This window comes from Pseudomonas khavaziana (genome assembly GCF_036704165.1).
Taxonomy (GTDB): domain Bacteria; phylum Pseudomonadota; class Gammaproteobacteria; order Pseudomonadales; family Pseudomonadaceae; genus Aquipseudomonas; species Aquipseudomonas khavaziana.
The window spans coordinates 780,291-802,082 of the sequence record NZ_CP129946.1; the positions used below are offsets into that span (position 1 = coordinate 780,291).

The following is a 21,792-nucleotide window of genomic DNA, read 5'->3' on the forward strand; positions in this document are numbered from 1 at the left end:
ATAAGCGGGCCTTTTTATTGGGCTGTTCTGTAGGAGCGAGCTTGCTCGCGAAAAGCGTCAACGATAACGCGTGTTTTCTGAATAAACGCGGCGTCTGTGAGTTTTTCGCGAGCAAGCTCGCTCCTACAAAAGCCTTAGCCTCAGGGTTTGCGGGTCTCATGCATGCGCGCCAACTGGCGCTCGAGCATCGACGGATACGGCTCCATCAACCGCTCCACACAGCTGGCCCCTTCAGGGCTGGCAATCGGGCGGATGCGGGCGCGTTGGCGGATCAGCGTGTCTTCACTGATCTTGCGTTCCACCAACAGCAGGTTGCGGCTGTGTTGGGACAAGGCCAGGGCATCCTGGGCGATTTCGGTCAGCAGCAGGTCGATCTGGCTCATGCCAAACAGGTCATCGCCCACCGTCAAGCCAAGCTGCAGTTGCAGGGTGATGCCGCTATCGGCCACTTCGATCTGCAGGGCGTGGCCCAGGGCGCGCAACAGCTCGCCGCAGCAGATTGCATTGGTCAGGTAGTCTTCGCCGCTGTCTTCGCTGTGGAACAGCATCAGCGTGCTGCCATCGTTAAGGGTGTGCAGTTCGCTCTGGTACAGCGAGGCGGCCTGGTCGAGGCAGTCGCGGTAGCGTTCGAGCAACTCGGTCAGGCGCGCACGCGGCAGGCGGCGCAGTTGCTCCTGGGCTCCCAGTTGCACGGCGAGTACGGCGCTGTGTTGCGGCTCGGTGTTCCTTTCCACCGCAACCGGCTTCGGCGCAGCAGCTGGGGCCACGGCCGAGGTATCGCGCAGGTCGGCGAACGGGTCTTCGTCGTCCAGCTCGTCTTCTTCGGCCTTGATCACATGGCGCGGCGCTGGCTTCAGGCCGGCTACCGGCGCGCTTTCGTCGAAGCCCGGGTCGCGCAGGTTGCGTACTTCAAACTCAGGCTCGTCGTTGTAGTCGTCGGTGTCGTCGTACTCTGGCTCAGGTTCGACTTCCGGGACTTTAGGTTCCGGTGCAAAGCTGGCGTGAAGCTGGCGTGCGAGGTCGCCGATTTCGTCCTGGCGATCAGTGGCCGGGGTGTGTTCGTCGATATCCCGCAGCCAGATGCGCAGTTGCATCAACGGCGTGGAGATATGCCGCCCCAGGCGCAGGCTCAAGGCCAGGGCCAGGGCCAGCAGGATCGCGCTCAAGATGCCCATGCTCTGCAGGCTGATGGTCATCGGCTGCTGGAACTGCTGCATATCAAGGCTGATACGCAGTTGGCCGGCCTTCACATCCTGAAAGGTGATATTGCTCTGGTACAGGCCCTCGGCTTCACCCAACAGGCCGTTCTTCGGGCGTTGCCCGGCCTCGGCCATGATCCGGTTATCCACGCTATAGATGGCGGCATGGGCCACCAGCGGGTTCTTGGTCAGGTTGTTGAGCAGTACGTTGAGGCTGAGGATGTCGTTGGACACCAGCAACTCAGTCGCCGACGTGGCGGTCTGGGTCGTCAGGCTCTCGCCCAGGGCATCTGCCTGCTCATGCATGGCCTGCTTGAACTGCAAACCCATCACGCAGGCGTAGATCACCAGGGCCAAAGCGACCAGGATCACGTTATGGCTGGCGATGCGTAATGCGATCGGTACACGGCGGTGGCGCAGTGCCCGGAAGATCAGCAGGAAGAAGTTATCGGTTTTTACTGGCGTGGGCCGGTTCACTTGCGCTCGGCTCTTGGTCCGTGAAGTTGACGCGCAGTATAGCGACAGGCCCATGGCCGGCAAAGCGCTGGCTGTGCCCGATGGTCACTGAAAGTGGGTAGAATGCGGTTTTTTTCCAGCCTGGGGGTGCGCTTTGCGCGAAATTGTCCTGATCAACATCACAGGTCTTGACCGACCGGGTCTCACCGCGGCCATCACCGGCGTCCTGGCTCAGGGTGGTGTGACCATTCTCGACATCGGCCAGGCGGTGATCCATGACACCCTGTCGTTCGGCATCCTGGTGGAAATCCCCAGCACCGAGCAGGCCTCGGCGGTACTCAAGGACATCCTGTTCACGGCCTATAAGCTGGATCAACAGGTGCGTTTCACTCCGGTATCCGAAGCGGACTACCAGCACTGGGTGCAAGGCCAGGGCAAAAAACGCCATATCGTCACCCTGTTGACCCGCAAGGTCACGGCCGAGCAGTTGCAACGCGTCAGCTCCATTACCGCGCAGTATGGTTTGAATATCGACCATATCGACCGTCTGTCGGGTCGCATGCCATTGGATACCCCTGCTGATAAGGGCAAGGGCTGCATCGAGTTCTCCGTGCGCGGCGAACCCGCCGATGCGCAAGCGCTACGTGCCGAATTCCTCAGTGTTGCCCAGGAGCTGAATGTCGATATCGCCTTCCAGGAAGACTCGCTGTTCCGTCGCAACCGTCGCCTGGCGGTGTTCGACATGGACTCCACCCTGATCGAAGCCGAAGTCATCGACGAGCTGGCCAAGGCGGCCGGTGTGGGCGAGCAAGTGTCCGCGATTACCGAGCGGGCGATGGCCGGTGAGCTGGATTTTCGGGCCAGCTTCAAGGAGCGTCTGGCGTTGCTCAAGGGCCTGGACGTGAGTGTGCTGGATTCCATCGGCGCGTCACTGCGCCTGACCGAGGGTGCCGAGGTTCTGTTCGCCGAACTCAAGCGCCTGGGCTACAAGACCGCCATCCTGTCGGGCGGCTTCACCTACTTCGCCAAGCAGTTGCAGGCGAAGTTGGGCATTGACTATGTATTCGCCAACGAGCTGGAAGTGGTGGATGGCAAGGTGACCGGAGTGGCCGTCGAGCCGATTGTCGATGCGCAGCGCAAGGCGGATCTGCTCAAGGAACTGGCCCACAAGGAAGGCTTGCGGCTGGAGCAGACCATTGCGGTCGGCGATGGCGCCAATGACCTGCCGATGCTGGCGATTGCCGGGCTGGGTGTGGCGTTTCGCGCCAAGCCGTTGGTCAAGCAATCGGCCAAGCAAGCGATCTCGACCTTGGGTCTGGATGGCGTGCTGTATCTGCTGGGCTTGCGCGACCGCGACGGTCAGGTCTAATTGACGAAATGCGGTCAAAAATGTGGGAGGGGGCTTGCTCCCGATGGCGGTATTCCAGTCAGAGATGTATAGACTATTCCACCGCCATCGGGAGCGAGCCCCCTCCCACATTTGATCTTTGCAGTTTTCAGATCAGGCTTTAGGCAGTGCGATAGCCTGGCCCATCTGCACTGGCGCACCCGCCAGCAACGCTTCGGTCCACTTCACCTGGTCCGGACCGAACAGCACGATGGCGGTCGAGCCCAGCTTGAAGCGACCCATCTCTGCACCCTTTTCCAAATGAATCGGCGCGCGGGCAGCTTCGTCATAGCGGAAGGTTTTCAGCTCGCGCTTGGGTGGCGTGACCAGGCCGGCCCACACGGTTTCAATCGACGCCACGATCATAGCGCCCACCAACACCACCGCCATCGGGCCGCGTTCGGTGTCGAACAGGCAGACCGCCCGCTCGTTACGCGCAAACAGCTCCGGCACGTTTTCAGCGGTGGTCTGGTTGACCGAGAAAATCCGCCCTGGCACGTACACCATCTCGCGCAAGGTACCGGCCAGTGGCATGTGCACGCGGTGGTAGTCCTTCGGCGACAGATAAATAGTGGCGAAGTCGCCACCCATGAATGGAGCAGCCAGCGCCGCGTCACCGCCGAGCAATTCCAGCACACTGAAGCTGTGGCCCTTGGCCTGGAAGATGCGGCCATGCTCGATCGGGCCTACCTGGCTGACGGCGCCGTCGGCCGGGCTGAGTACCGCGCCTGGGGTCGGGTCCAGCGGGCGGGCGTCGTCTTTCAAGGCGCGGGTGAAGAAGGCGTTGAAGTGCTCGTAGGCGGTCAGGTCTTCCACCAGGGCCTGGGACATGTCCACCTGATAGCGCTTGGCGAACCAGGCGGTGAAGGCGTTCTTGAACCAGCGCACGCGGCACTCGGCAACGCAGCCGGCCAAGCGCGAGAGCAAGTGGTGTGGGAGCAAATACTGGCTGAGGATAAACAACTGCTTTTTCATAACTGTCCTTAAACCTTAAATCTCAACGGGGGTGTCGGGGTGGTTGCCCCATTCGCCCCAGGAACCGGCATAACCTTTGACTCGCGGATAACCGAGCGCCTTGGCCACCAGGTAGGTGAAGCCAGAGCGGTGGTGAGTCTGGCAATGGGTGATGATTTCTTTGTCGCGGGTCAGCCCGAGGTCTTCGAGGACCTGCGGCATGTCACGGCGGATACGCAGGTTGCGCGCCTTGTCCATGCCGGCGGTCCATTCGAAATTCACTGCACCGGGGATGTGACCGCCCTTGGCCGCGAGCACTTTCTCGCCGGAATATTCCAGCGGGCCACGGGCGTCCCAGATACCCAGGTCGGTGGCACCGAGACGGCTTTGCAGGTATTCGCGGGTTGCGGTGGGGCCATCGTGCAGCGTGAGGCTGACCGGGCCGCCGACCGGTGCGGGTACATCGGTGGAGAGCGGTAGTTTTTCCTCCAGCCACGCCAGCAGGCCGCCGTCCAGGTAGTGATATTTCGGATGGCCGATCACGTCGAGCATCCAGATAAAGCGCCCGGCCCAGCCGCCGCCTTCGTCGTCATAGACCACGTAGGTCGCGTCCGGGGTGTGGCCCAGTTCGCCGAACAGTTTTTCCAGGTCGGCTTGGCTGGGCAGCAGGCCGGGTGCCGGTGGCTGGCCCAGTTGGGTGCGTTTGGGGTCAACGAAATGCGCGCCGGGGATATGCCCTGCGGCGTAGCGGGCGGCACTGGTGAGGTCCACCACAATCAGGTGTTTGGCATCAAGGCGGCCAAGCAGGTCGCTGGATTCGATCACCAGCGGCAAGCCAGAGAAGTCAGGCATGTGAGGTCTCCTGGGCACAAATGTTGGCGATTAAAGACCGCGATTGTAGCGCAAGCATCAGGCGCTGCGGTTGGTAAAGCTGTGCAGGGCCTTTTCGATGCATTGGGCGGTTTTGCCGAACGCCTGCACGGTGGTTTCCGAGAATGGCCCGCCGCCCTGGTCCGCGACGATCAGCATTACCACGCGGCCGTTGCAGCTCAAAGAGCGCAGCAGCAAGTGCTCGCCGGTAAACAAGCGGCGCAGGACCGGCGGCAGCAGGGCTGAGAACTGCGCATGGTTGTCGGGGCTGAGCCGCACCTGGGCGGATTTTTCCAGCAGGCGTTGCAGCAATGTGCTGTTGACCACATCCAGGCTCAGGTGTGCGGCGTCCTTGGGCAGCCCATCGGCCTGGTGCACGCGCAAGGTACTCAGGGCGCGGTCGGCCATGAACAGCAAAACCCGCTGCATACCGCTGGCTACCAAGGCGCTCTTGGCGCAGGTGGTCAGGTGCATGGCATTGGCGAAACGATTTGGCTCGACCAGCAGTTCCGTACAGTGTTTGCGCCACACCGCAAGGGACTCGGCGGTGGGCGGCGGCGCTGGCAGCAGGCCGCGATGGACCTTCTGCACATGCCACGGCCAGATCAGCGACAGCGCCGGGTGCCAGAGGTCGGGCATCAAGGTGGTGCGTGCGCTGGTCACAGCTTGCTGGTGCACCTGCTGTTGCACGTCACTCAATGGCACCTGCAGGTACAAGGCGGTCAGGTATTGCCAACGCTCGGTGTGCGGGCAAGTCCAGGATTCCTGGGCCGACATCGCCAGGCCGTTGGCCAGCAGCACGGTGTTGGCCGGCTGGTTCAGCCAGCGGCGCAGGTTGGGCTCGGCATCGAGCAGTTGCTGGTGGCGCAGGGCATCGTCTTCGCGGGCAATGTGCAGCGCCTTGACCAGCAAACGCTGCTCCTCTAACAACAGCTTGTAGCCCTGTGACACCCAGATCGGCAGGTGCCAGGCTTCGGTCAGGCCCAGGCACAGATCGAGCAAGCGCACGCCGAACAGCTCCTGCTCGACATGGCGCGCCGACTGGCCTTTATGGATAACCCGCAGTTCCCATTCCTCCAACAGCTTGGGGAAGGCGACGGCCATCGGCCACAGCGGCGACAGAAACAGCAGGCTGCCCCAGTGGATGTCCTGCCACAACCGCGCCAAGCGGCTGCCGAACAAACCGTTGGCTTGCTGGGACGCATGCTGGCTCACCAATAGCAATTGGCGCAACGCAACAGGGATTTCCTGGGCTGGCACTGAGGGCAGGCGCGCCAGCAGTTCCTCTGCACGCTCGAGGCCGAGGCGATTAAGCGCGACTTCGAGGTTTTCCGCAGGTTCGGCCAGGCTGCCATGGGTTTGACTGTTGGCTTCGCGCATCACGCTGAGCACCAGGGCCGGGCTGTTCTGCATCAGTTCGGCAATATCTCGCAATGAACTGCGACTATCGCGAATGGCCTTGCATACGCGTTCATGGCTGGCCTGGGGCACTGGCAGCAAAACATCGTCCAGGCGCTTGATCCAAGCGGCGAGGGTGGTGGGTTTTGCATTGGATACGGTCGTTTCGTTTGCCATGATTGGGGCGCGATCATCACTTGCGTTTAACACGCCCGGAACGGGCTGAATTGGCTTTTCGCCTTAACGGGCTATAGTCTGGCGCAGTTTTGCCGATAAGTAGAACAAGAGTTTTCCGCAACACCCAATATGTCCATGAACCCGACGGCGCAAGTACCCATCTCCTATGGCTAAAATTATCGGCATCATTGTCGTCATCGCAAGTGTGCTCGGAGGGTACGTCCTCTCCCACGGTAAAATCGCCGCGTTGATTCAACCTTTCGAAGTGCTGATTATCGGCGGCGCGGCGTTTGGCGCATTCTTGCAGGCCAACCCCGGCTACATGACCATGCATGTGATCAAGAAGTCGCTGGGGATGTTCAGTTCGCGCTTTTCCCACACCTTCTATCTGGAGGTGCTGGGGCTGGTCTACGAGATCCTCAACAAGAGCCGCCGTGAAGGCATGATGGCGATCGAGGGCGATATCGAAGACGCCGCCGCCAGCCCGATTTTCGCCAAATACCCGGCGGTGCTCAAAGACGAGCGCATGACTGCGTATATCTGTGATTATTTGCGCATCATGTCGTCCGGCAATATGGCGCCCCACGAGCTGGAAGGCCTGTTCGACATGGAACTGTTCAGCCTCAAGGAAGAGCTGGAGCATCCGTCCCACGCCGTGACCGGCATCGCCGACGGCATGCCGGGCTTTGGTATTGTCGCCGCGGTACTGGGTATCGTGGTGACCATGGCCTCCCTTGGCGAGGGCGACCAGGCGGCCATCGGCATGCACGTCGGCGCGGCGCTGGTGGGGACCTTCTTCGGTATCCTCGCGGCCTATGGTTTCTTTGGGCCCCTCGCCACATCCCTGGCCCATGATGCCAAGGAAGAGGTCAATCTCTATGAAGCGATCAAGGCGTGCCTGGTAGCGTCCGCGTCGGGCATGCCGCCGTCGCTGGCCGTGGAGTTCGGGCGCAAGGTGCTGTACCCCAAGCATCGCCCAAGTTTCTCCGAGCTGGAACAAGCGGTTCGCGGTCGCTAAGCCATGGAAAACAACCAGCCAATCATTATCAAGCGCGTCAAGCGCTTCGCTGCGGGGCACCATGGTGGTGCCTGGAAAATCGCCTTCGCCGACTTTGCCACGGCAATGATGGCGTTCTTCCTGGTGCTGTGGCTGATGTCTACCGCCACGCCGGAACAGAAGATCGCCATCGCCGGTTACTTCAAAGACCCGATTGGCTTTTCGGAAAGCGGCACGCCCTTCGTGATCGACCTGGGCGGCTCGCCACAGTTGGCACCTGAGCGCACCATCAACCCGGAGGTGCAGACCGAGTCGCCCCAGGAAAAAATCCCGATCGAGCGCGATACGGTTGAAACCATGGCCGAGCAGGTCGAGCAGGAGCGCCTGGAGCTGTTGCTGCAAGAATTGCAGAATAAGGTTGAAGAAAACCCGCAGTTGCTGAAATTCAAGGACCAGATTTCCTTCGAGATCACCCCCGAGGGGCTGCGCATCCAGATTACCGACGCCGCCAACCGGCCGATGTTCGACTCCGGCAGCGCGCGCTTGAAACCGTACTTTGAAGACATCCTGCTGGCCATGGCCGACACCATCAAGGCGGTGCCGAACAAGATCAGCATCAGCGGCCACACCGATGCCAAGCCTTACGCGGGCCAGGGCGATTTTGGCAACTGGGAACTCTCGGCCAACCGCGCCAACGCCGCCCGCCGTGCACTGGTGGCCGGTAGCTATCCAGACCCGCAAGTGGCGCGAGTGGTAGGTTTTGCTTCTTCGCAGTTGTTTGATCCCAAGGACCCGTTCAATCCGGTCAACCGCCGTATCGATATCGTGGTACTCACCAAAAAGGCCCAGCGTGCGATTGAGGGCGACCAGCCGCCGCCACCGACACCGACCCAGGGTGACGGCGCACCAGGCGAAGTGCCGGTTGATCCGAATGCGCTACCGCCGGAACAGCAGCCGCTGCCGGCCCATGAACTGCGGCAGAAGTTGAACCTGTTTGATGATGGCGGGGTGAAGGATCCTACGGTGCCTGCGCCGGCCTCCTAAGCTCCAGATACAACAAGGCCGCGATGATCGCGGCCTTGTTGTATTTGCTGTTTCACTGTAGGAGCGAGCTTGCTCGCGAAAAACGTCAACGATAACGCGTGTATCCAGGATGCCCGCGTTGCTCTTGGGGTCTTCGCGAGCAAGCTCGCTCCTACAGAGGCTGGCGGCTTAGTAATTGCTTTCAGGCAAACTCGCAATAATCGACCGATAGCTGTTCATTCGCTGCTGTTGCACTCGGCCATCTTCCAAGGCCTTGAGCAACGCACAGCCAGGCTCGCGGTCGTGCTTGCAGTCGCGGAAGCGGCAGGTGCCGATCAGGTCGTTGAACTCGATAAAGCCTGCCTCCACATCGCTGCGGCTGACGTGGCCCAAGCCGAATTCACGGATGCCCGGGGAGTCGATCAATTCGCCGCCGCCGGGGAAGTGGAACAGCCGCGCGGTGGTGGTGGTGTGAGTGCCCTGGCCGGACAGTTCCGACAGTGGGCCAACTCGGGTGTCGACTTCCGGCAACAGGCTGTTGACCAGCGAGGACTTGCCCACGCCGGACTGGCCGACAAACACGCTGATGCGCCCGTCCAACTGCTGTTGCAGTTGTTCCATGCCGTTGCCGTGATGGGCTGACACTTCCAGCACCGGGTAGCCCAGGGTGCGGTAGACCGCCAGCAAGGCATTGAGCGCCGGGGCGTTCTGCTCGTCGATCAGGTCGAATTTGTTCAGCAGCAGCAGCGGGCGAATACCGGCATGCTCGGCCGCGACCAGGTAGCGATCGATCAGGTTGGCATGGGGTTCGGGCAGCGGCGCGAACACGATCACGATCATGTCGACGTTGGCGGCTACCGGCTTGAGCTGGCCACGGCTGTCGGGGCGGCGCAGTTCGGTGCTGCGTGGCAATTGGGCGACGATCACGCCGATGCCCTGGTTACCGGCACGCCACACGACTTTGTCGCCGGTGACCAGCGCAGGCAGGTTGGCGCGCAGGTGGCAACGGGATACTGAGCCTGCGAGCTCGCCTTCCAGCGCCTCGACCTCGACCTGCACACCGAAGTGCGCGATCACCAGGCCGGTTTGTTCTGGGCCCAGGTCGCCGCCCTCGAGTGCTTCCACGGCGGAGGATTCACGTTTGGCGGCGCGTGCGGCGCGTTCACCTTGAATCTTTTCGATGCGCCAGTTTTGGCGACGATTGAGCTGGCGTTTGGCCATTGGTGTTCCGTGTCGATAATGCAAAGGTTAGGTAAAACGGTCGCGAGTCTAGCACGCCCCCGCCTGCTAAACTGCCTGGCTACGCCAAGGTGCCAAGAGAATCAAGCCATGCAAAACCCACAGAACCTGATTTGGATCGATCTGGAAATGACCGGTCTGAACCCCGACACCGACGTCATTATCGAGATGGCGACCATTGTCACCGACAGCAACCTCAACACCTTGGCCGAAGGTCCGGTGATCGCCATCCACCATAGTGACGCCGTGCTCGCCACCATGGATGAGTGGAACACCCGCACCCACGGTAACTCCGGCCTGACCCAACGCGTGCGCGACAGCCGCATCAGCATGGCCGAAGCCGAAGCTGAAACCATCGCCTTCCTGGAAAAGTGGGTACCCAAGGGCAAGTCGCCGATCTGCGGCAACAGCATCTGCCAGGACCGACGCTTCCTCTATACGCATATGAAGGCGCTGGAGAGCTACTTCCACTATCGCAACCTCGACGTGTCGACGCTCAAAGAGCTGGCTGCGCGTTGGGCGCCGGAGGTCAAGGACAGCTTCCATAAAGGCAGCACGCACCTGGCGCTGGATGATATTCGCGAGTCGATTGCCGAGTTGCAGCATTACCGCAAGCATTTCATCAAGGCTTGAAAACGGGGCGACTGCTGAACATGTGGGAGGGGGCTTGCTCCCGATGGCGTTGTGTCAGCCCCAGATGCATCGACTGACACTCCCTCATCGGGAGCAAGCCCCCTCCCACGTTTGAATGGATTTGCAAATCCAAAGGTGGAAGGGCACTTGCCCTGATGGCGGGCGACTGGGTTTATCTCCGAGCGCCCCCTTTTGGTGCCATCAGCAAATGATTAGACTGCCGGCCTCTCTGCAAGGATCGCCATCATGTTGCTGATGCTCTACCTCATCGCCATCACGGCCGAAGCCATGACTGGCGCCTTGTCCGCCGGTCGGCGTGGCATGGATTGGTTTGGCGTGGTGCTGATCGCCTGTGTGACGGCCCTGGGCGGTGGTTCGGTGCGCGATGTATTGCTCGGCCATTACCCGCTGACGTGGGTCAAGCACCCGGAATACCTGGTGCTCACCTCCGTCGCGGCGTTGGTGACGATCTTTATCGCACCGCTGATGCGCCGCCTTCGCTCGCTGTTTTTGGCGTTGGACGCCTTGGGCTTGGTGGCATTTACCCTGATCGGCTGCATGACCGCTCTGGAAATGGGCCACGGCATGCTAGTGGCATCGGTCAGCGGGGTGATCACTGGGGTGTTCGGCGGCATCCTGCGGGATATCTTCTGTAACGACATTCCGCTGATCTTCCGCCGGGAGCTGTACGCCAGCGTGTCATTCCTGGCCGCGTGGTTCTATCTGCTGTGCCTGTATCTGGAGCTGCCCAGCGAACAAGCGATTCTGCTGACGCTATTCAGCGGCTTTTTATTGCGCCTGCTGGCGATCCGTTTTCACTGGGAAATGCCCAAGTTCGTCTACAACGACGACGTACACTAGCGGGCCGCGTGCTGGTTCAGCGCCCATTCCACATGCTCGCGCACTAACTCCGACGGATAATTCCGCCGCGCCTTCAAGGCTTCCAGCACCGGTATGCTCGACGGCGCATTACCCAGGCCTACCGCCAGGTTGCGCAGCCAGCGCTCGTAGCCGGCACGGCGCAAGGGTGAGCCTTCGGTGCTGCTGAGGAATTTATCCTCGTCCCACATGAACAGTTCGGCAAGTTCCGCGTTATCCAGATTGTGCCGTGGCTTGAAATCGCTTTCAGCGGTGGGTCGGGCGAAACGATTCCACGGGCAAACGATCTGACAGTCATCGCAGCCAAATACGCGGTTGCCGATCAACGAGCGCAGGTCCTCGGGGATGGCGCTCTTGAGTTCGATGGTCAGGTAGGAAATGCAGCGCCGGGCGTCCAGCACATAAGGGCCGACGAAGGCATTGGTGGGGCAGATGTCCAGGCAGGCGGTGCAGCGGCCACAGTGTTCGGTGGCGTGGGGTGGGTCCACCGGCAGCGGCAGATCCACAAACAGTTCGCTCAGGAAGAAATAGCTGCCGGCCTTCCGATTGAGTACCAGGGTGTTTTTACCGATCCAGCCCAGGCCGGCTTGTTCGGCGATGGCTTTTTCCAATACGGGGGCGCTGTCGACAAAGGCCCGAAAGCCGAAGGGGCCGATCTGTGCCTGGATGCGATCGGCCAATTGCTGCACGCGTTTGCGGATCAGCTTGTGGTAGTCGCGGCCCAGGGCGTAGCGCGAGATGTAGGCTTTTTCCGGCTTGGCCAGCAGTTGCGCCATCTGGGTATCGCCGGGCAGGTAGTCCATGCGCAGCGATACCACGCGCAAGGTGCCGGGCACCAGTTGGTCGGGGTGCGAACGCTTGCTGCCGTGGGCGCCCATGTAGTCCATCTCGCCGTGGTAGCCCGCGTCGAGCCAGCGTTGCAGGTGCTGTTCATGCTCAGCCAGGTCGAGGCCGCTGATGCCGACTTGCTGAAAGCCCAGCTCGCGGCCCCAGTCTTTGATCGATTGGGCGAGGGCGGGCAGATCGGAGGTAATAGCAGGCATGAGACACGGGAAACCACAGGTTAGATGCGTATAATTCTGCCAGACATCGGAGCTTGAAGACGCATGCCTCAGACAAAACACGAAATAACCGACGTGCAGCCCCTGTTGCCTGGCCATTTGCCGCAACTGGCTGCGCGTTCCCCGAACGCCCATAAGGGCCTGTACGGGCATCTATTGGTCATCGGCGGCGATCGCGGCTTTGGCGGTGCGGCGTTGCTCAGTGGCGAAAGTGCCTTGCGCAGCGGTGCCGGTATGGTGTCCCTGGCGACCCGCCCTGAGCATGTGCCGGCGGCGCTGGCACGGCTGCCGGAAGTGATGACGGTGGGCGTCAGCTCTGCCAACCAGTTGATGAGCCTGCTTGAAAAAATCTCGGTCATCGTGATTGGCCCGGGCTTGGGCGCTGCGGCGTGGGGCAAAAGCCTGCTGTCCGTGGCGGCCAATGCCCAGCAGCCGCAGGTCTGGGATGCTGACGCCTTGAATCAGCTGGCCACAGGCAGCGTCAGCCTTCCTGCCAATAGCGTGATCACCCCGCATCCAGGTGAAGCAGCGCGGTTGTTGGGCATTTCGACAGCCGAGGTTCAGGCGGACCGCCTTAAGGTGGCGCGCGCGTTGAGCGAGAAATTCAATGCCGTGGCTATCCTCAAGGGGGCTGGCAGTTTGATTGCCAGCCCTGACGGGCGGGTTGCCCGCTGTGATCAAGGCCACCCGGCCATGGCGACGGCGGGGCTCGGTGATGTCCTGGCGGGCCTGGTCGGTGCCTTGTTGGCCCAGGGTATGCCCGCGTATGACGCAAGCTGCCTGGCCGTGTGGTTGCATGCCACTGCGGGGGATCGCCAAGGCAGTTTTGGTCGCGGGCTGGCGGCCAGCGACCTGATACCTGCCATTCGTCAATTGCTGGAGGAGCAGTCGCCGTGCCTGAATTAGTGCTTTTCCTGGCGAATGAAGACGCCATGGTTGCGTTCGGTCAACGCATCTCGCAGGTCACCGCCGGGGCCGGATTGATTTTTCTCGAGGGTGACCTTGGGGCCGGCAAGACCACGCTGTCGCGAGGAATTATTCGCGGTCTGGGCCATACGGGCGCGGTGAAAAGCCCGACGTTCACTTTGGTAGAGCCCTACGAGATCGGTGACGTGCGTGCCTTCCACTTCGACCTCTACCGTCTGGTAGATCCCGAAGAGCTGGAGTTCATGGGCATCCGTGATTATTTCGACGAAGATGCGCTATGCCTGATCGAATGGCCAGATAAAGGCACAGGCTTTTTGCCAAAGCCAGACATGACCATTACCATTACGCCGCATGAGCACGGACGTCAGCTGAAGTTGTTGCCCCAGAGCGAGCGCGCTAAAGCGTGGTGCGCCACTCTGGCATTGGAATTCAAATAAAATTGGTGGGGTTAGGTATGCGCTTTCGCGCGTTGGTTGCTGTCGTGGGGGTGTTGCTTGCGGCAATGACTGTCAATGCTCTGGCTGCTTCACAGGTAAAGAGCGTTCGCCTGTGGCGAGCTCCGGATAACACGCGACTGGTGTTCGACCTGTCTGGCCCGGTCCAGCACAGCGTCTTTACCCTGACGGCGCCTGATCGCCTGGTGATAGACATCAACGGTGCCAGCCTGGCCGCGCCGCTGAAAGTTTCTACCGCCAACACGCCTATTACCGCCATGCGCTCGGCCCAGCGTACGCCGACCGACCTGCGCGTGGTCATCGACCTGAAAAAGGCCGTGACCCCCAAAAGCTTTTCCCTGGCGCCCAACGCCCAATACGGCAACCGCCTGGTGGTCGACCTGTTCGACAACCCTGCCGACGCCGCACCGCCGCCTGCGCCGACGCCGAGCGTGGCGACGGTGCCCGCAGTACCGGTCAACCCCTCGCAACCCCAGGTCAAGCTGCCACCGCCGCCGCCCGCACCGGCCGGCAAGCGCGACATCATCGTGGTGATCGACGCCGGCCACGGTGGCGAAGACCCTGGTGCCTCCGGCTCCCGCGGCCAGCATGAGAAGGACGTGGTACTGGCGATTGCCCGCGAGCTGCAGCGCCAGGTCAATGGCATGAAAGGCTACCGCGCCGAGTTGACCCGTACCGGTGACTACTTCATTCCGTTGCGTGGCCGTACCGAAATTGCCCGTAAGAAGGGCGCGGACCTGTTCGTGTCGATCCACGCCGACGCCGCGCCGTCCACCGCCGCCTTTGGTGCTTCGGTGTTTGCCTTGTCGGATCGCGGCGCCACCTCCGAGACCGCACGCTGGCTGGCCGACAGCGAAAACCGTTCCGACTTGATTGGCGGGGCCGGCAACGTGTCCCTCGATGATAAGGACAAGATGCTCGCCGGCGTACTGCTCGACCTGTCGATGACCGCCTCGCTGACCTCCAGCCTGAACGTCGGCCAGAAAGTCCTGAGCAACATCGGTCGCGTGACCTCGCTGCACAAACAGCGCGTGGAGCAGGCCGGGTTCATGGTGTTGAAGTCGCCGGACATCCCGTCGATCCTGGTGGAAACCGGGTTTATCTCCAACGCCAACGAAGCCTCGAAGCTGGCCAGCGCCAGCCATCAGCAGGCGTTGGCACGCTCGATCAGCGCCGGCGTGCGCCAGTTCTTCCAGCAGAACCCGCCGCCGGGCACCTATATCGCCTGGCTGCGCGACTCCGGCAAGATCGCCCAGGGCCCGCGTGACCATCGCGTGCAGCCCGGTGACACCGTGGCCATGCTGGCAGTACGTTTCCAGGTCACGCCTGCGGCCTTGCGCAGTGCCAATAACCTTAAAACCGATGAGTTGAAGATCGGCCAGGTGTTGACCATCCCCGGCACTGAACTGGCGGCACAGTAATGAGCGAAACCATCTTGAACAGCGGCTCGCGCATTGAATTGCTCAGCCCGCGTCTTGCCAACCAGATCGCCGCCGGTGAGGTGGTTGAGCGCCCGGCTTCGGTGATCAAGGAGTTGCTGGAAAACAGCATCGACTCCGGCGCCAAGCGCATCGATGTCGACGTGGAGCAGGGCGGCGTCAAGCTGCTGCGGGTACGTGATGACGGCAGCGGCATCTCCGCCGACGACCTGCCGCTGGCCCTGGCCCGTCACGCCACCAGCAAGATCCGCGACCTGGAAGACTTGGAGCGGGTCATGAGCCTGGGCTTTCGCGGTGAGGCACTGGCCTCCATCAGCTCCGTGGCCCGCCTGACCTTGACCTCACGCACCCGCAGTGCCGAGCAAGCCTGGCAAGTGGAAACCGAAGGCCGCGACATGGCGCCTCGGGTTCAGCCGGCGGCGCACCCGGTGGGCACTTCGGTGGAAGTACGCGACCTGTTCTTCAACACCCCGGCACGGCGCAAATTCCTCAAGGCCGAGAAAACCGAATTCGACCACCTGCAGGAAGTCATCAAGCGCCTGGCCCTGGCGCGCTTCGATGTGGCGTTTCATCTGCGCCACAACGGCAAGACCATCCTCAGCCTGCACGAAGCCCACGACGACGCCGCACGCGCTCGCCGGGTGGCGGCAGTGTGCGGTGGCGGGTTCCTGGAGCAGGCACTGCCGATTGAGATCGAACGCAATGGCCTGAGGCTGTGGGGCTGGGTCGGTTTGCCGACGTTTTCCCGTAGCCAGGCCGACTTGCAGTATTTCTTTGTGAACGGCCGTGCGGTACGCGACAAGCTGGTGGCCCACGCGGTGCGCCAGGCCTACCGCGATGTGCTGTTCAACGGGCGGCATCCGACGTTTGTGCTGTTCTTTGAGGTCGACCCGTCGGTGGTCGACGTCAACGTGCACCCGACCAAGCACGAAGTACGCTTCCGCGACGGGCGCATGGTGCATGACTTCCTGTATGGCACGCTGCACCGCGCCCTGGGCGATGTGCGTCCGGACGACCAACTGTCAGCGCCGATTGTCACGGCCGTGGTACGGCCAACTGGCCCGGAAGCCGGAGAGTTTGGCCCCCAGGGTGAAATGAGCCTGGCCGCCAATCTGTTGCAATCGCCGCAGTCGCAACCGACCTACACGGCGCCGAACTCGGGGGCCGGTGCGGGCTATCAGTATCAATACACGCCGCGCCCGCAATCGACGGTGCCTGTGGCCGAGGCCCAGGCGGCGTACCGTGAGTTTTTTGCGCCGCTGCCGGGCGCCGAGCCGGGTATTGCTCCTTCATTGCCGGAAGGCGGCGGCGATATCCCGCCATTGGGTTACGCCCTGGCGCAGCTCAAGGGCATCTATATCCTCGCTGAAAACGCTCATGGCCTGGTGCTGGTGGATATGCACGCCGCCCACGAACGAATAATGTACGAGCGCTTGAAAATCGCCATGGCCAGCGAAGGCCTCAGCGGCCAGCCGCTGTTGGTGCCGGAATCCCTGGCGGTGAGCCAGCGCGAGGCCGATTGCGCTGAAGAGCATCACAGTGTGTTCCAGAAACTTGGCTTCGAATTGCAGCGTCTGGGTCCGGAAACCCTGGCGATCCGGCAGATTCCCGCGTTGCTCAAACAGGCTGAGGCCAACCGCCTGGTGGCCGACGTGCTGGCAGACCTGATGGAATACGGCACCAGTGACCGTATCCAGGCACATATCAATGAGCTGCTCGGCACCATGGCTTGCCACGGCGCCATCCGCGCCAATCGTCGCCTGGCCCTGCCGGAAATGAACGGCCTGCTGCGTGACATGGAAAACACCGAGCGCAGCGGCCAATGCAACCATGGCCGACCGACCTGGACCCAGATGGGCCTGGACGATCTGGACAAACTCTTCCTGCGCGGCCGTTGATGAGTGCCTTGCCCCCCGCAATCTTCCTGATGGGCCCCACGGCCGCCGGCAAGACCGACCTGGCCATCGAGCTGACCAAGGTGTTGCCCTGCGAGCTGATCAGCGTTGACTCTGCCCTGGTTTACCGGGACATGGACATTGGTACGGCCAAGCCGTCGAAAGCGTTGTTGGCCCAGTATCCGCACCGTTTGATCGACATCATCGACCCGGCCGAGAGCTATTCGGCCGCGGATTTTCGTACCGATGCCCTGGCGGCCATGGCCGAGATCACCGCGCGGGGCAATATTCCGCTGCTGGTGGGCGGTACGATGCTCTACTACAAGGCTTTGCAGGAAGGCCTGGCCGATATGCCGCCCGCCGATGCCCAAGTGCGCGCCGAACTCGAAGAAGAGGCTGCACGCCTCGGCTGGCAAGCCCTGCACGAGCAATTGGCGGCCGTGGATCCGGTGTCCGCAGCGCGTATTCACCCCAATGACCCCCAGCGTCTCACCCGTGCCTTGGAAGTCTGGCGTGTGAGTGGCCGGACCATGACTGAACACAGGCTGAAACAAAGTGCGCAAAGTGCTGATGCAGGCGCATCTGGACAACCACAATTGCCCTATACTGTGGCGAACCTGGCCATCGCTCCGGCAAATCGCCAGGTGCTGCATGAACGAATTGCACAAAGATTCACAATTATGTTGGAACAGGGGTTTGTGGAGGAGGTCGTAGCACTGCGTTCAAGAGGTGACCTGCATCCCGGGCTGCCTTCGATACGTGCTGTAGGCTACCGCCAAGTCTGGGATCATCTGGATGGCAAGCTGACGTCAGCCGAAATGCAGGAGCGCGGCATCATTGCCACGCGCCAATTGGCGAAGCGCCAGTTCACCTGGCTGCGCAGCTGGAGCGATTTGCACTGGTTGGACAGCCTGGACAGCGACAATCTGTCACGCGCCTTGAAATACTTGGGAACGGTCTCCATATTGAGCTGAGTCCTTGCAATTGCCGTCTATCCTTGGGGGTGTGGCGGCCATAAGCTATCTATTTTCCGATTTTTTATTATTGATCCTTAAAGGAGTGCGGCACATGTCAAAAGGGCATTCGCTACAAGACCCTTACTTGAATACTTTACGTAAAGAGAAAGTGGGGGTTTCCATCTATCTGGTCAACGGTATCAAGCTGCAAGGTACGATCGAGTCGTTCGACCAGTTCGTGATCCTGCTGAAAAACACCGTCAGCCAGATGGTCTACAAGCACGCTATCTCGACAGTCGTTCCAGTTCGTCCAATCCGTCTGCCTAGCGCAGCAGGTGACGAACAGGGTGACGCTGAGCCAGGTAACGCCTGATAGGAGTCTCCTTTGTTCTTTGAGCGCCACGGTGGTGGTGAGCGAGTAATCCTCGTTCACTTGGATGGACAGGACCCTGAGGCGCGCGAAGATCCGCAGGAGTTTCAGGAGTTGGCAAATTCGGCCGGCGCCGAGACCGTTGCGTTTTTTAACGTGCCGCGTCATCGGCCAACCGCCAAATACCTGATAGGCAGCGGCAAGGTCGAGGAACTGCGCGACCTGGTCCACGCCGAAGAAGCCGATCTGGTGATCTTCAATCACATTCTCACGCCCAGTCAGGAACGTAACCTCGAACGTGTCTTCGAGTGTCGCGTGATTGACCGTACCGGCCTGATCCTCGATATTTTTGCCCAGCGCGCCCGTACCCATGAAGGCAAGCTCCAGGTCGAACTGGCCCAGCTTGACCACATGAGCACCCGCCTGGTTCGCGGCTGGACGCACCTTGAGCGTCAAGGTGGCGGTATCGGCATGCGTGGTCCCGGTGAAACCCAGTTGGAAACCGACCGGCGTCTGCTGCGGGTTCGCCTGCGCCAGATCAAGGGCCGCCTGGAGAAAGTGCGCAGCCAGCGCGAGCAATCGCGACGTGGCCGTACCCGCGCGGATATCCCTACCGTTTCCTTGGTGGGTTATACCAACGCCGGCAAATCCACGCTGTTCAACAACGTGACGAAATCGGACGTGTACGCGGCCGACCAGCTGTTCGCAACCCTCGACCCGACCCTGCGCCGCCTGGATATCGACGACCTGGGGCCGATTGTCCTGGCCGACACCGTGGGTTTCATTCGTCACTTGCCGCACAAGCTGGTCGAGGCATTTCGGTCTACGCTCGAAGAGTCGAGCAATTCCGACCTGCTCTTGCACGTGATCGATGCGGCCGAACCGGATCGCATGCTGCAAATTGAACAGGTCATGGTGGTGCTGGGCGAGATTGGTGCCCAGGACTTGCCGATCCTCGAGGTCTATAACAAACTCGATTTGCTTGAAGGCGTTGAGCCACAGATCCAGCGCGACGAAAACGGCAAGCCCCAACGGGTCTGGTTGTCGGCGCGTGATGGCAGTGGTCTGGAGCTGCTTGAACAAGCCATTGCCGAATTGCTCGGCAGCGATTTGTTCGTCGGCACCTTGCGCTTGCCTCAGCGTTTTGCTCGACTGCGTGCACAGTTTTTCGAGTTGGGCGCGGTACAGAAAGAAGAACACGACGAAGAAGGTGTCAGCTTGCTGGCCGTTCGATTGCCGCGCTCGGAGCTCAATCGGCTGGTCAGTCGCGAGGGTGTTGTACCGGCAGAGTTCATCGAACAACACACTTTGCAATAAAAGCCTCCTAAAGCGGTTGTGCCGCGGTAGCAGGCATTCTGTAGCATTGGTCGGCGCGCCGTGGGTGCGTCTTTGCTTTATCAGATGGAGAGCGCTATGGCTTGGAATGAGCCGGGTGGCAACTCGAATAATCAGGATCCTTGGGGTGGTAAGCGCCGCAATAATGGCGACCGCAAGGGGCCACCGGATCTCGACGAGGCCTTCCGAAAGCTGCAGGAAAGCCTGAATGGGTTGTTCGGTGGTGGAAAAAAACGTGGTGGTGACGACGGCGGTCGCACAAGCAAGGGCGGTGGCTATGGCCTGTTGGGCCTGGGTCTTGTCGTGCTGGCGGCCGTATGGCTCTACAGTGCGGTATACGTCGTGGACGAGCAGGAGCAGGCCGTGGTGCTGCGCTTCGGCAAGTACTACGAGACCGTCGGCCCGGGCCTGAATATCTATTTCCCGCCGATCGACAAGAAGTACATGGAGAACGTCACGCGTGAGCGGGCGTACACCAAGCAGGGCCAGATGCTGACCGAAGACGAGAACATCGTCGAAGTGCCGCTGACCGTGCAGTACAAGATCAGCAACCTGCAGGACTTCGTTCTGAACGTCGACCAGCCGGAAATCAGCCTGCAACACGCAACCGAAAGTGCCCTGCGCCACGTGGTGGGTTCCACCGCCATGGACCAGGTGCTCACCGAAGGTCGTGAATTGATGGCCAGTGAAATCAAGGAGCGGCTGCAACGCTTCCTCGATACCTATCGCACCGGTATCACCGTCACCCAGGTAAACGTACAGAGCGCAGCGGCACCGCGTGAAGTGCAGGAAGCCTTTGACGACGTGATCCGCGCCCGTGAAGACGAGCAGCGTTCGCGCAACCAGGCTGAAACCTACGCCAACGGCGTCGTGCCGGAAGCCCGTGGTCAGGCCCAGCGCATCATCGAGGATGCCAATGGCTACCGCGATGAAGTGGTCTCCCGCGCCAAGGGTGAGGCGGATCGCTTTACCAAGCTGGTGGCCGAGTACCGCAAGGCGCCGGAAGTCACCCGCGAGCGTCTGTACCTGGACACCATGCAGGAAGTCTTCAGTAACACCAGCAAGGTTCTCGTGACTGGCAGCAAGGGTGGGCAGAACAACCTGCTGTACCTGCCGCTGGACAAGATGATCGAAGGTGGTCGTAGTGGCACCAGCGCACCGTCTACCGGTTCCAATGCCGCTGCCAACGAAGCGAGCGCCCGTGCGGCCGCTGACTTGCTGCAACAGCAAACACGTACCAGGGAGAGTCGTTGATGAGCAATAAATCGCTGACCGCCCTGATTGTGGGCGTCGTCGTGGTCATCGCTGCCTGGAACTGCTTCTACATCGTGGCTCAGACCGAGCGTGCGGTGCTGCTGCAATTCGGTCGCGTGGTCCAGGCGGATGTCCAGCCGGGCCTGCATGTGAAGGTCCCCTACGTCAACCAGGTGCGCAAGTTCGACGCCCGCCTGATGACCCTGGATGCACCGACACAGCGCTTCCTGACCCTGGAAAAGAAAGCCGTGATGGTTGACGCCTACGCCAAGTGGCGCGTCAAGGATGCCGAGCGCTTCTACACCGCGACCTCCGGCCTCAAGCAGATTGCTGACGAGCGTCTCTCGCGTCGTCTGGAATCGGGCCTGCGTGACCAGTTTGGTAAACGCACCCTGCACGAGGTGGTATCCGGTGAGCGGGATGCGCTGATGGCTGACATCACGCGTTCGTTGAACACCATGGCGGAAAAAGAGCTGGGTATCGAAGTGGTCGATGTCCGGGTCAAGGCCATTGACCTGCCCAAGGAAGTCAACCGCAGCGTGTTCGAGCGCATGAGCACCGAGCGTGAGCGCGAGGCCCGTGAGCACCGCGCCAAGGGTAACGAGCTGGCAGAGGGTATCCGTGCGGATGCCGACCGTCAGCGCCGTGTCCTGCTGGCAGAAGCCTATCGCGAGTCTGAAGAGGCCCGTGGTGATGGTGATGCCCAAGCCGCGGCGATCTACGCCAAGGCCTACGGCCAGGACCAGGAGTTCTACGCGTTCTACCGTAGCCTGCGCGCCTACCGTGAAAGCTTCGCGAATAAAACCGACGTCATGGTGCTGGACCCAAGCAGCGACTTCTTCCGCTACCTGGAAAAGTCCAAGTAACCAGCCTTTGATTCTGTAGGAC

At 61.2% G+C, this 21,792-nt stretch carries 20 protein-coding genes; 14 read left to right on the plus strand and 6 right to left on the minus strand.

What is annotated here, in order from left to right:
- Positions 1-140: 140 nt before the first annotated feature.
- Positions 141-1,676: an AhpA/YtjB family protein gene (locus QYQ93_RS03380; RefSeq protein WP_338476333.1), complete on the minus strand. Its 1,536-nt coding sequence runs from the start codon at positions 1,674-1,676 to the stop codon at positions 141-143.
- 133 nt (positions 1,677-1,809) lie between these two features.
- Between QYQ93_RS03380 and serB the strand changes: the two genes are divergently transcribed.
- Positions 1,810-3,024, plus strand: a complete 1,215-nt coding sequence (gene serB / locus QYQ93_RS03385; protein ID WP_217881320.1) for a phosphoserine phosphatase SerB — start codon at positions 1,810-1,812, stop codon at positions 3,022-3,024.
- A 132-nt stretch (positions 3,025-3,156) separates the two neighbouring features.
- Here serB and asd read toward each other — a convergent pair whose 3' ends face one another.
- The 3 genes from asd to QYQ93_RS03400 are packed head-to-tail and all read right to left on the minus strand — an operon-like array spanning position 3,157 to position 6,441.
- On the minus strand, positions 3,157-4,017 hold the full coding sequence (gene asd / locus QYQ93_RS03390) for an archaetidylserine decarboxylase (protein WP_043047897.1): 861 nt from the start codon (positions 4,015-4,017) through the stop codon (positions 3,157-3,159).
- Between the two features lie 15 nt (positions 4,018-4,032).
- A complete protein-coding gene (locus QYQ93_RS03395; protein WP_043047895.1) occupies positions 4,033-4,848 on the minus strand; it encodes a rhodanese-like domain-containing protein in 816 nt (271 codons plus the stop codon).
- A 57-nt stretch (positions 4,849-4,905) separates the two neighbouring features.
- The gene (locus QYQ93_RS03400; RefSeq protein WP_338476334.1) at positions 4,906-6,441 is read right to left on the minus strand and encodes an HDOD domain-containing protein; all 1,536 of its coding nucleotides are present in this window, start codon (positions 6,439-6,441) and stop codon (positions 4,906-4,908) included.
- Positions 6,442-6,607: 166 nt separating this feature from the next.
- Between QYQ93_RS03400 and motA the strand changes: the two genes are divergently transcribed.
- Both motA and motB read left to right on the plus strand, forming a co-directional pair.
- On the plus strand, positions 6,608-7,459 hold the full coding sequence (gene motA / locus QYQ93_RS03405) for a flagellar motor stator protein MotA (RefSeq protein WP_043047893.1): 852 nt from the start codon (positions 6,608-6,610) through the stop codon (positions 7,457-7,459).
- A 3-nt stretch (positions 7,460-7,462) separates the two neighbouring features.
- Positions 7,463-8,482, plus strand: coding sequence for a flagellar motor protein MotB (gene motB, locus QYQ93_RS03410; protein ID WP_057023433.1), 1,020 nt, complete (start codon positions 7,463-7,465; stop codon positions 8,480-8,482).
- Between the two features lie 168 nt (positions 8,483-8,650).
- On the opposite strand, the gene rsgA is transcribed toward motB, so the two are convergent.
- Positions 8,651-9,682, minus strand: a complete 1,032-nt coding sequence (gene rsgA / locus QYQ93_RS03415) for a small ribosomal subunit biogenesis GTPase RsgA (RefSeq protein WP_043047889.1) — start codon at positions 9,680-9,682, stop codon at positions 8,651-8,653.
- Between the two features lie 108 nt (positions 9,683-9,790).
- Between rsgA and orn the strand changes: the two genes are divergently transcribed.
- Together orn and QYQ93_RS03425 are read left to right on the plus strand one after the other, a co-directional pair.
- Positions 9,791-10,333, plus strand: a complete 543-nt coding sequence (orn, locus tag QYQ93_RS03420) for an oligoribonuclease (RefSeq protein ID WP_010213620.1) — start codon at positions 9,791-9,793, stop codon at positions 10,331-10,333.
- Positions 10,334-10,576: 243 nt separating this feature from the next.
- Complete coding sequence (locus QYQ93_RS03425; protein ID WP_172833454.1) at positions 10,577-11,194, plus strand: trimeric intracellular cation channel family protein; 618 nt, start codon at positions 10,577-10,579, stop codon at positions 11,192-11,194.
- On the opposite strand, the gene queG is transcribed toward QYQ93_RS03425, so the two are convergent.
- The gene (gene queG / locus QYQ93_RS03430) at positions 11,191-12,255 is read right to left on the minus strand and encodes a tRNA epoxyqueuosine(34) reductase QueG (protein WP_043047887.1); all 1,065 of its coding nucleotides are present in this window, start codon (positions 12,253-12,255) and stop codon (positions 11,191-11,193) included. The two genes, QYQ93_RS03425 and queG, sit on opposite strands and share 4 nt — an antisense overlap.
- 63 nt (positions 12,256-12,318) lie before the next feature.
- On the opposite strand from queG, the gene QYQ93_RS03435 reads away from it, so the two are divergent.
- The 9 genes from QYQ93_RS03435 (at position 12,319) to hflC (ending at position 21,770) form a co-directional block, all read left to right on the plus strand.
- Entirely contained in the window at positions 12,319-13,179 is an 861-nt protein-coding gene (locus tag QYQ93_RS03435) for an NAD(P)H-hydrate dehydratase (RefSeq protein ID WP_043047885.1), read from the plus strand.
- Positions 13,167-13,637, plus strand: a complete 471-nt coding sequence (gene tsaE, locus QYQ93_RS03440) for a tRNA (adenosine(37)-N6)-threonylcarbamoyltransferase complex ATPase subunit type 1 TsaE (protein WP_217881325.1) — start codon at positions 13,167-13,169, stop codon at positions 13,635-13,637. The genes QYQ93_RS03435 and tsaE overlap by 13 nt, the downstream gene beginning before the upstream one ends.
- 17 nt (positions 13,638-13,654) lie before the next feature.
- Positions 13,655-15,076 (plus strand): N-acetylmuramoyl-L-alanine amidase, encoded by a 1,422-nt coding sequence (locus QYQ93_RS03445; RefSeq protein WP_032878208.1) that lies wholly within the window; start codon positions 13,655-13,657, stop codon positions 15,074-15,076.
- Positions 15,076-16,992 (plus strand): DNA mismatch repair endonuclease MutL, encoded by a 1,917-nt coding sequence (mutL, locus tag QYQ93_RS03450; protein ID WP_043047878.1) that lies wholly within the window; start codon positions 15,076-15,078, stop codon positions 16,990-16,992. Before QYQ93_RS03445 ends, mutL begins: the two co-directional genes overlap by 1 nt.
- A complete protein-coding gene (gene miaA, locus QYQ93_RS03455) occupies positions 16,992-17,963 on the plus strand; it encodes a tRNA (adenosine(37)-N6)-dimethylallyltransferase MiaA (RefSeq protein WP_338476337.1) in 972 nt (323 codons plus the stop codon). The genes mutL and miaA overlap by 1 nt, the downstream gene beginning before the upstream one ends.
- Before the next feature lie 94 nt (positions 17,964-18,057).
- On the plus strand, positions 18,058-18,318 hold the full coding sequence (gene hfq / locus QYQ93_RS03460) for an RNA chaperone Hfq (RefSeq protein ID WP_003188059.1): 261 nt from the start codon (positions 18,058-18,060) through the stop codon (positions 18,316-18,318).
- Between the two features lie 12 nt (positions 18,319-18,330).
- A complete protein-coding gene (hflX, locus tag QYQ93_RS03465; protein WP_043047876.1) occupies positions 18,331-19,632 on the plus strand; it encodes a ribosome rescue GTPase HflX in 1,302 nt (433 codons plus the stop codon).
- A 96-nt stretch (positions 19,633-19,728) separates the two neighbouring features.
- A complete protein-coding gene (hflK, locus tag QYQ93_RS03470; protein ID WP_043047874.1) occupies positions 19,729-20,904 on the plus strand; it encodes an FtsH protease activity modulator HflK in 1,176 nt (391 codons plus the stop codon).
- Positions 20,904-21,770 carry a protease modulator HflC gene (gene hflC, locus QYQ93_RS03475; protein ID WP_010213607.1) on the plus strand — a complete coding sequence of 289 codons (867 nt, stop codon included), beginning with the start codon at positions 20,904-20,906 and terminating at the stop codon, positions 21,768-21,770. The genes hflK and hflC overlap by 1 nt, the downstream gene beginning before the upstream one ends.
- The last annotated feature ends 22 nt before the right edge of the window (positions 21,771-21,792 follow it).

What these genes read in the sequence shown, in the direction of transcription:
- asd (WP_043047897.1), bottom strand. Translation starts at nt 4,017, where the DNA reads ATGAAAAAGCAGTTGTTTATCCTCAGCCAGTATTTGCTCCCACACCAC.
- QYQ93_RS03395 (WP_043047895.1), bottom strand. Translation starts at nt 4,848, where the DNA reads ATGCCTGACTTCTCTGGCTTGCCGCTGGTGATCGAATCCAGCGACCTG.
- QYQ93_RS03400 (WP_338476334.1), bottom strand. Translation starts at nt 6,441, where the DNA reads ATGGCAAACGAAACGACCGTATCCAATGCAAAACCCACCACCCTCGCC.
- motA (WP_043047893.1), top strand. Translation starts at nt 6,608, where the DNA reads ATGGCTAAAATTATCGGCATCATTGTCGTCATCGCAAGTGTGCTCGGA.
- motB (WP_057023433.1), top strand. Translation starts at nt 7,463, where the DNA reads ATGGAAAACAACCAGCCAATCATTATCAAGCGCGTCAAGCGCTTCGCT.
- rsgA (WP_043047889.1), bottom strand. Translation starts at nt 9,682, where the DNA reads ATGGCCAAACGCCAGCTCAATCGTCGCCAAAACTGGCGCATCGAAAAG.
- orn (WP_010213620.1), top strand. Translation starts at nt 9,791, where the DNA reads ATGCAAAACCCACAGAACCTGATTTGGATCGATCTGGAAATGACCGGT.
- queG (WP_043047887.1), bottom strand. Translation starts at nt 12,255, where the DNA reads ATGCCTGCTATTACCTCCGATCTGCCCGCCCTCGCCCAATCGATCAAA.
- QYQ93_RS03435 (WP_043047885.1), top strand. Translation starts at nt 12,319, where the DNA reads ATGCCTCAGACAAAACACGAAATAACCGACGTGCAGCCCCTGTTGCCT.
- QYQ93_RS03445 (WP_032878208.1), top strand. Translation starts at nt 13,655, where the DNA reads ATGCGCTTTCGCGCGTTGGTTGCTGTCGTGGGGGTGTTGCTTGCGGCA.
- mutL (WP_043047878.1), top strand. Translation starts at nt 15,076, where the DNA reads ATGAGCGAAACCATCTTGAACAGCGGCTCGCGCATTGAATTGCTCAGC.
- miaA (WP_338476337.1), top strand. Translation starts at nt 16,992, where the DNA reads ATGAGTGCCTTGCCCCCCGCAATCTTCCTGATGGGCCCCACGGCCGCC.
- hfq (WP_003188059.1), top strand. Translation starts at nt 18,058, where the DNA reads ATGTCAAAAGGGCATTCGCTACAAGACCCTTACTTGAATACTTTACGT.
- hflK (WP_043047874.1), top strand. Translation starts at nt 19,729, where the DNA reads ATGGCTTGGAATGAGCCGGGTGGCAACTCGAATAATCAGGATCCTTGG.
- hflC (WP_010213607.1), top strand. Translation starts at nt 20,904, where the DNA reads ATGAGCAATAAATCGCTGACCGCCCTGATTGTGGGCGTCGTCGTGGTC.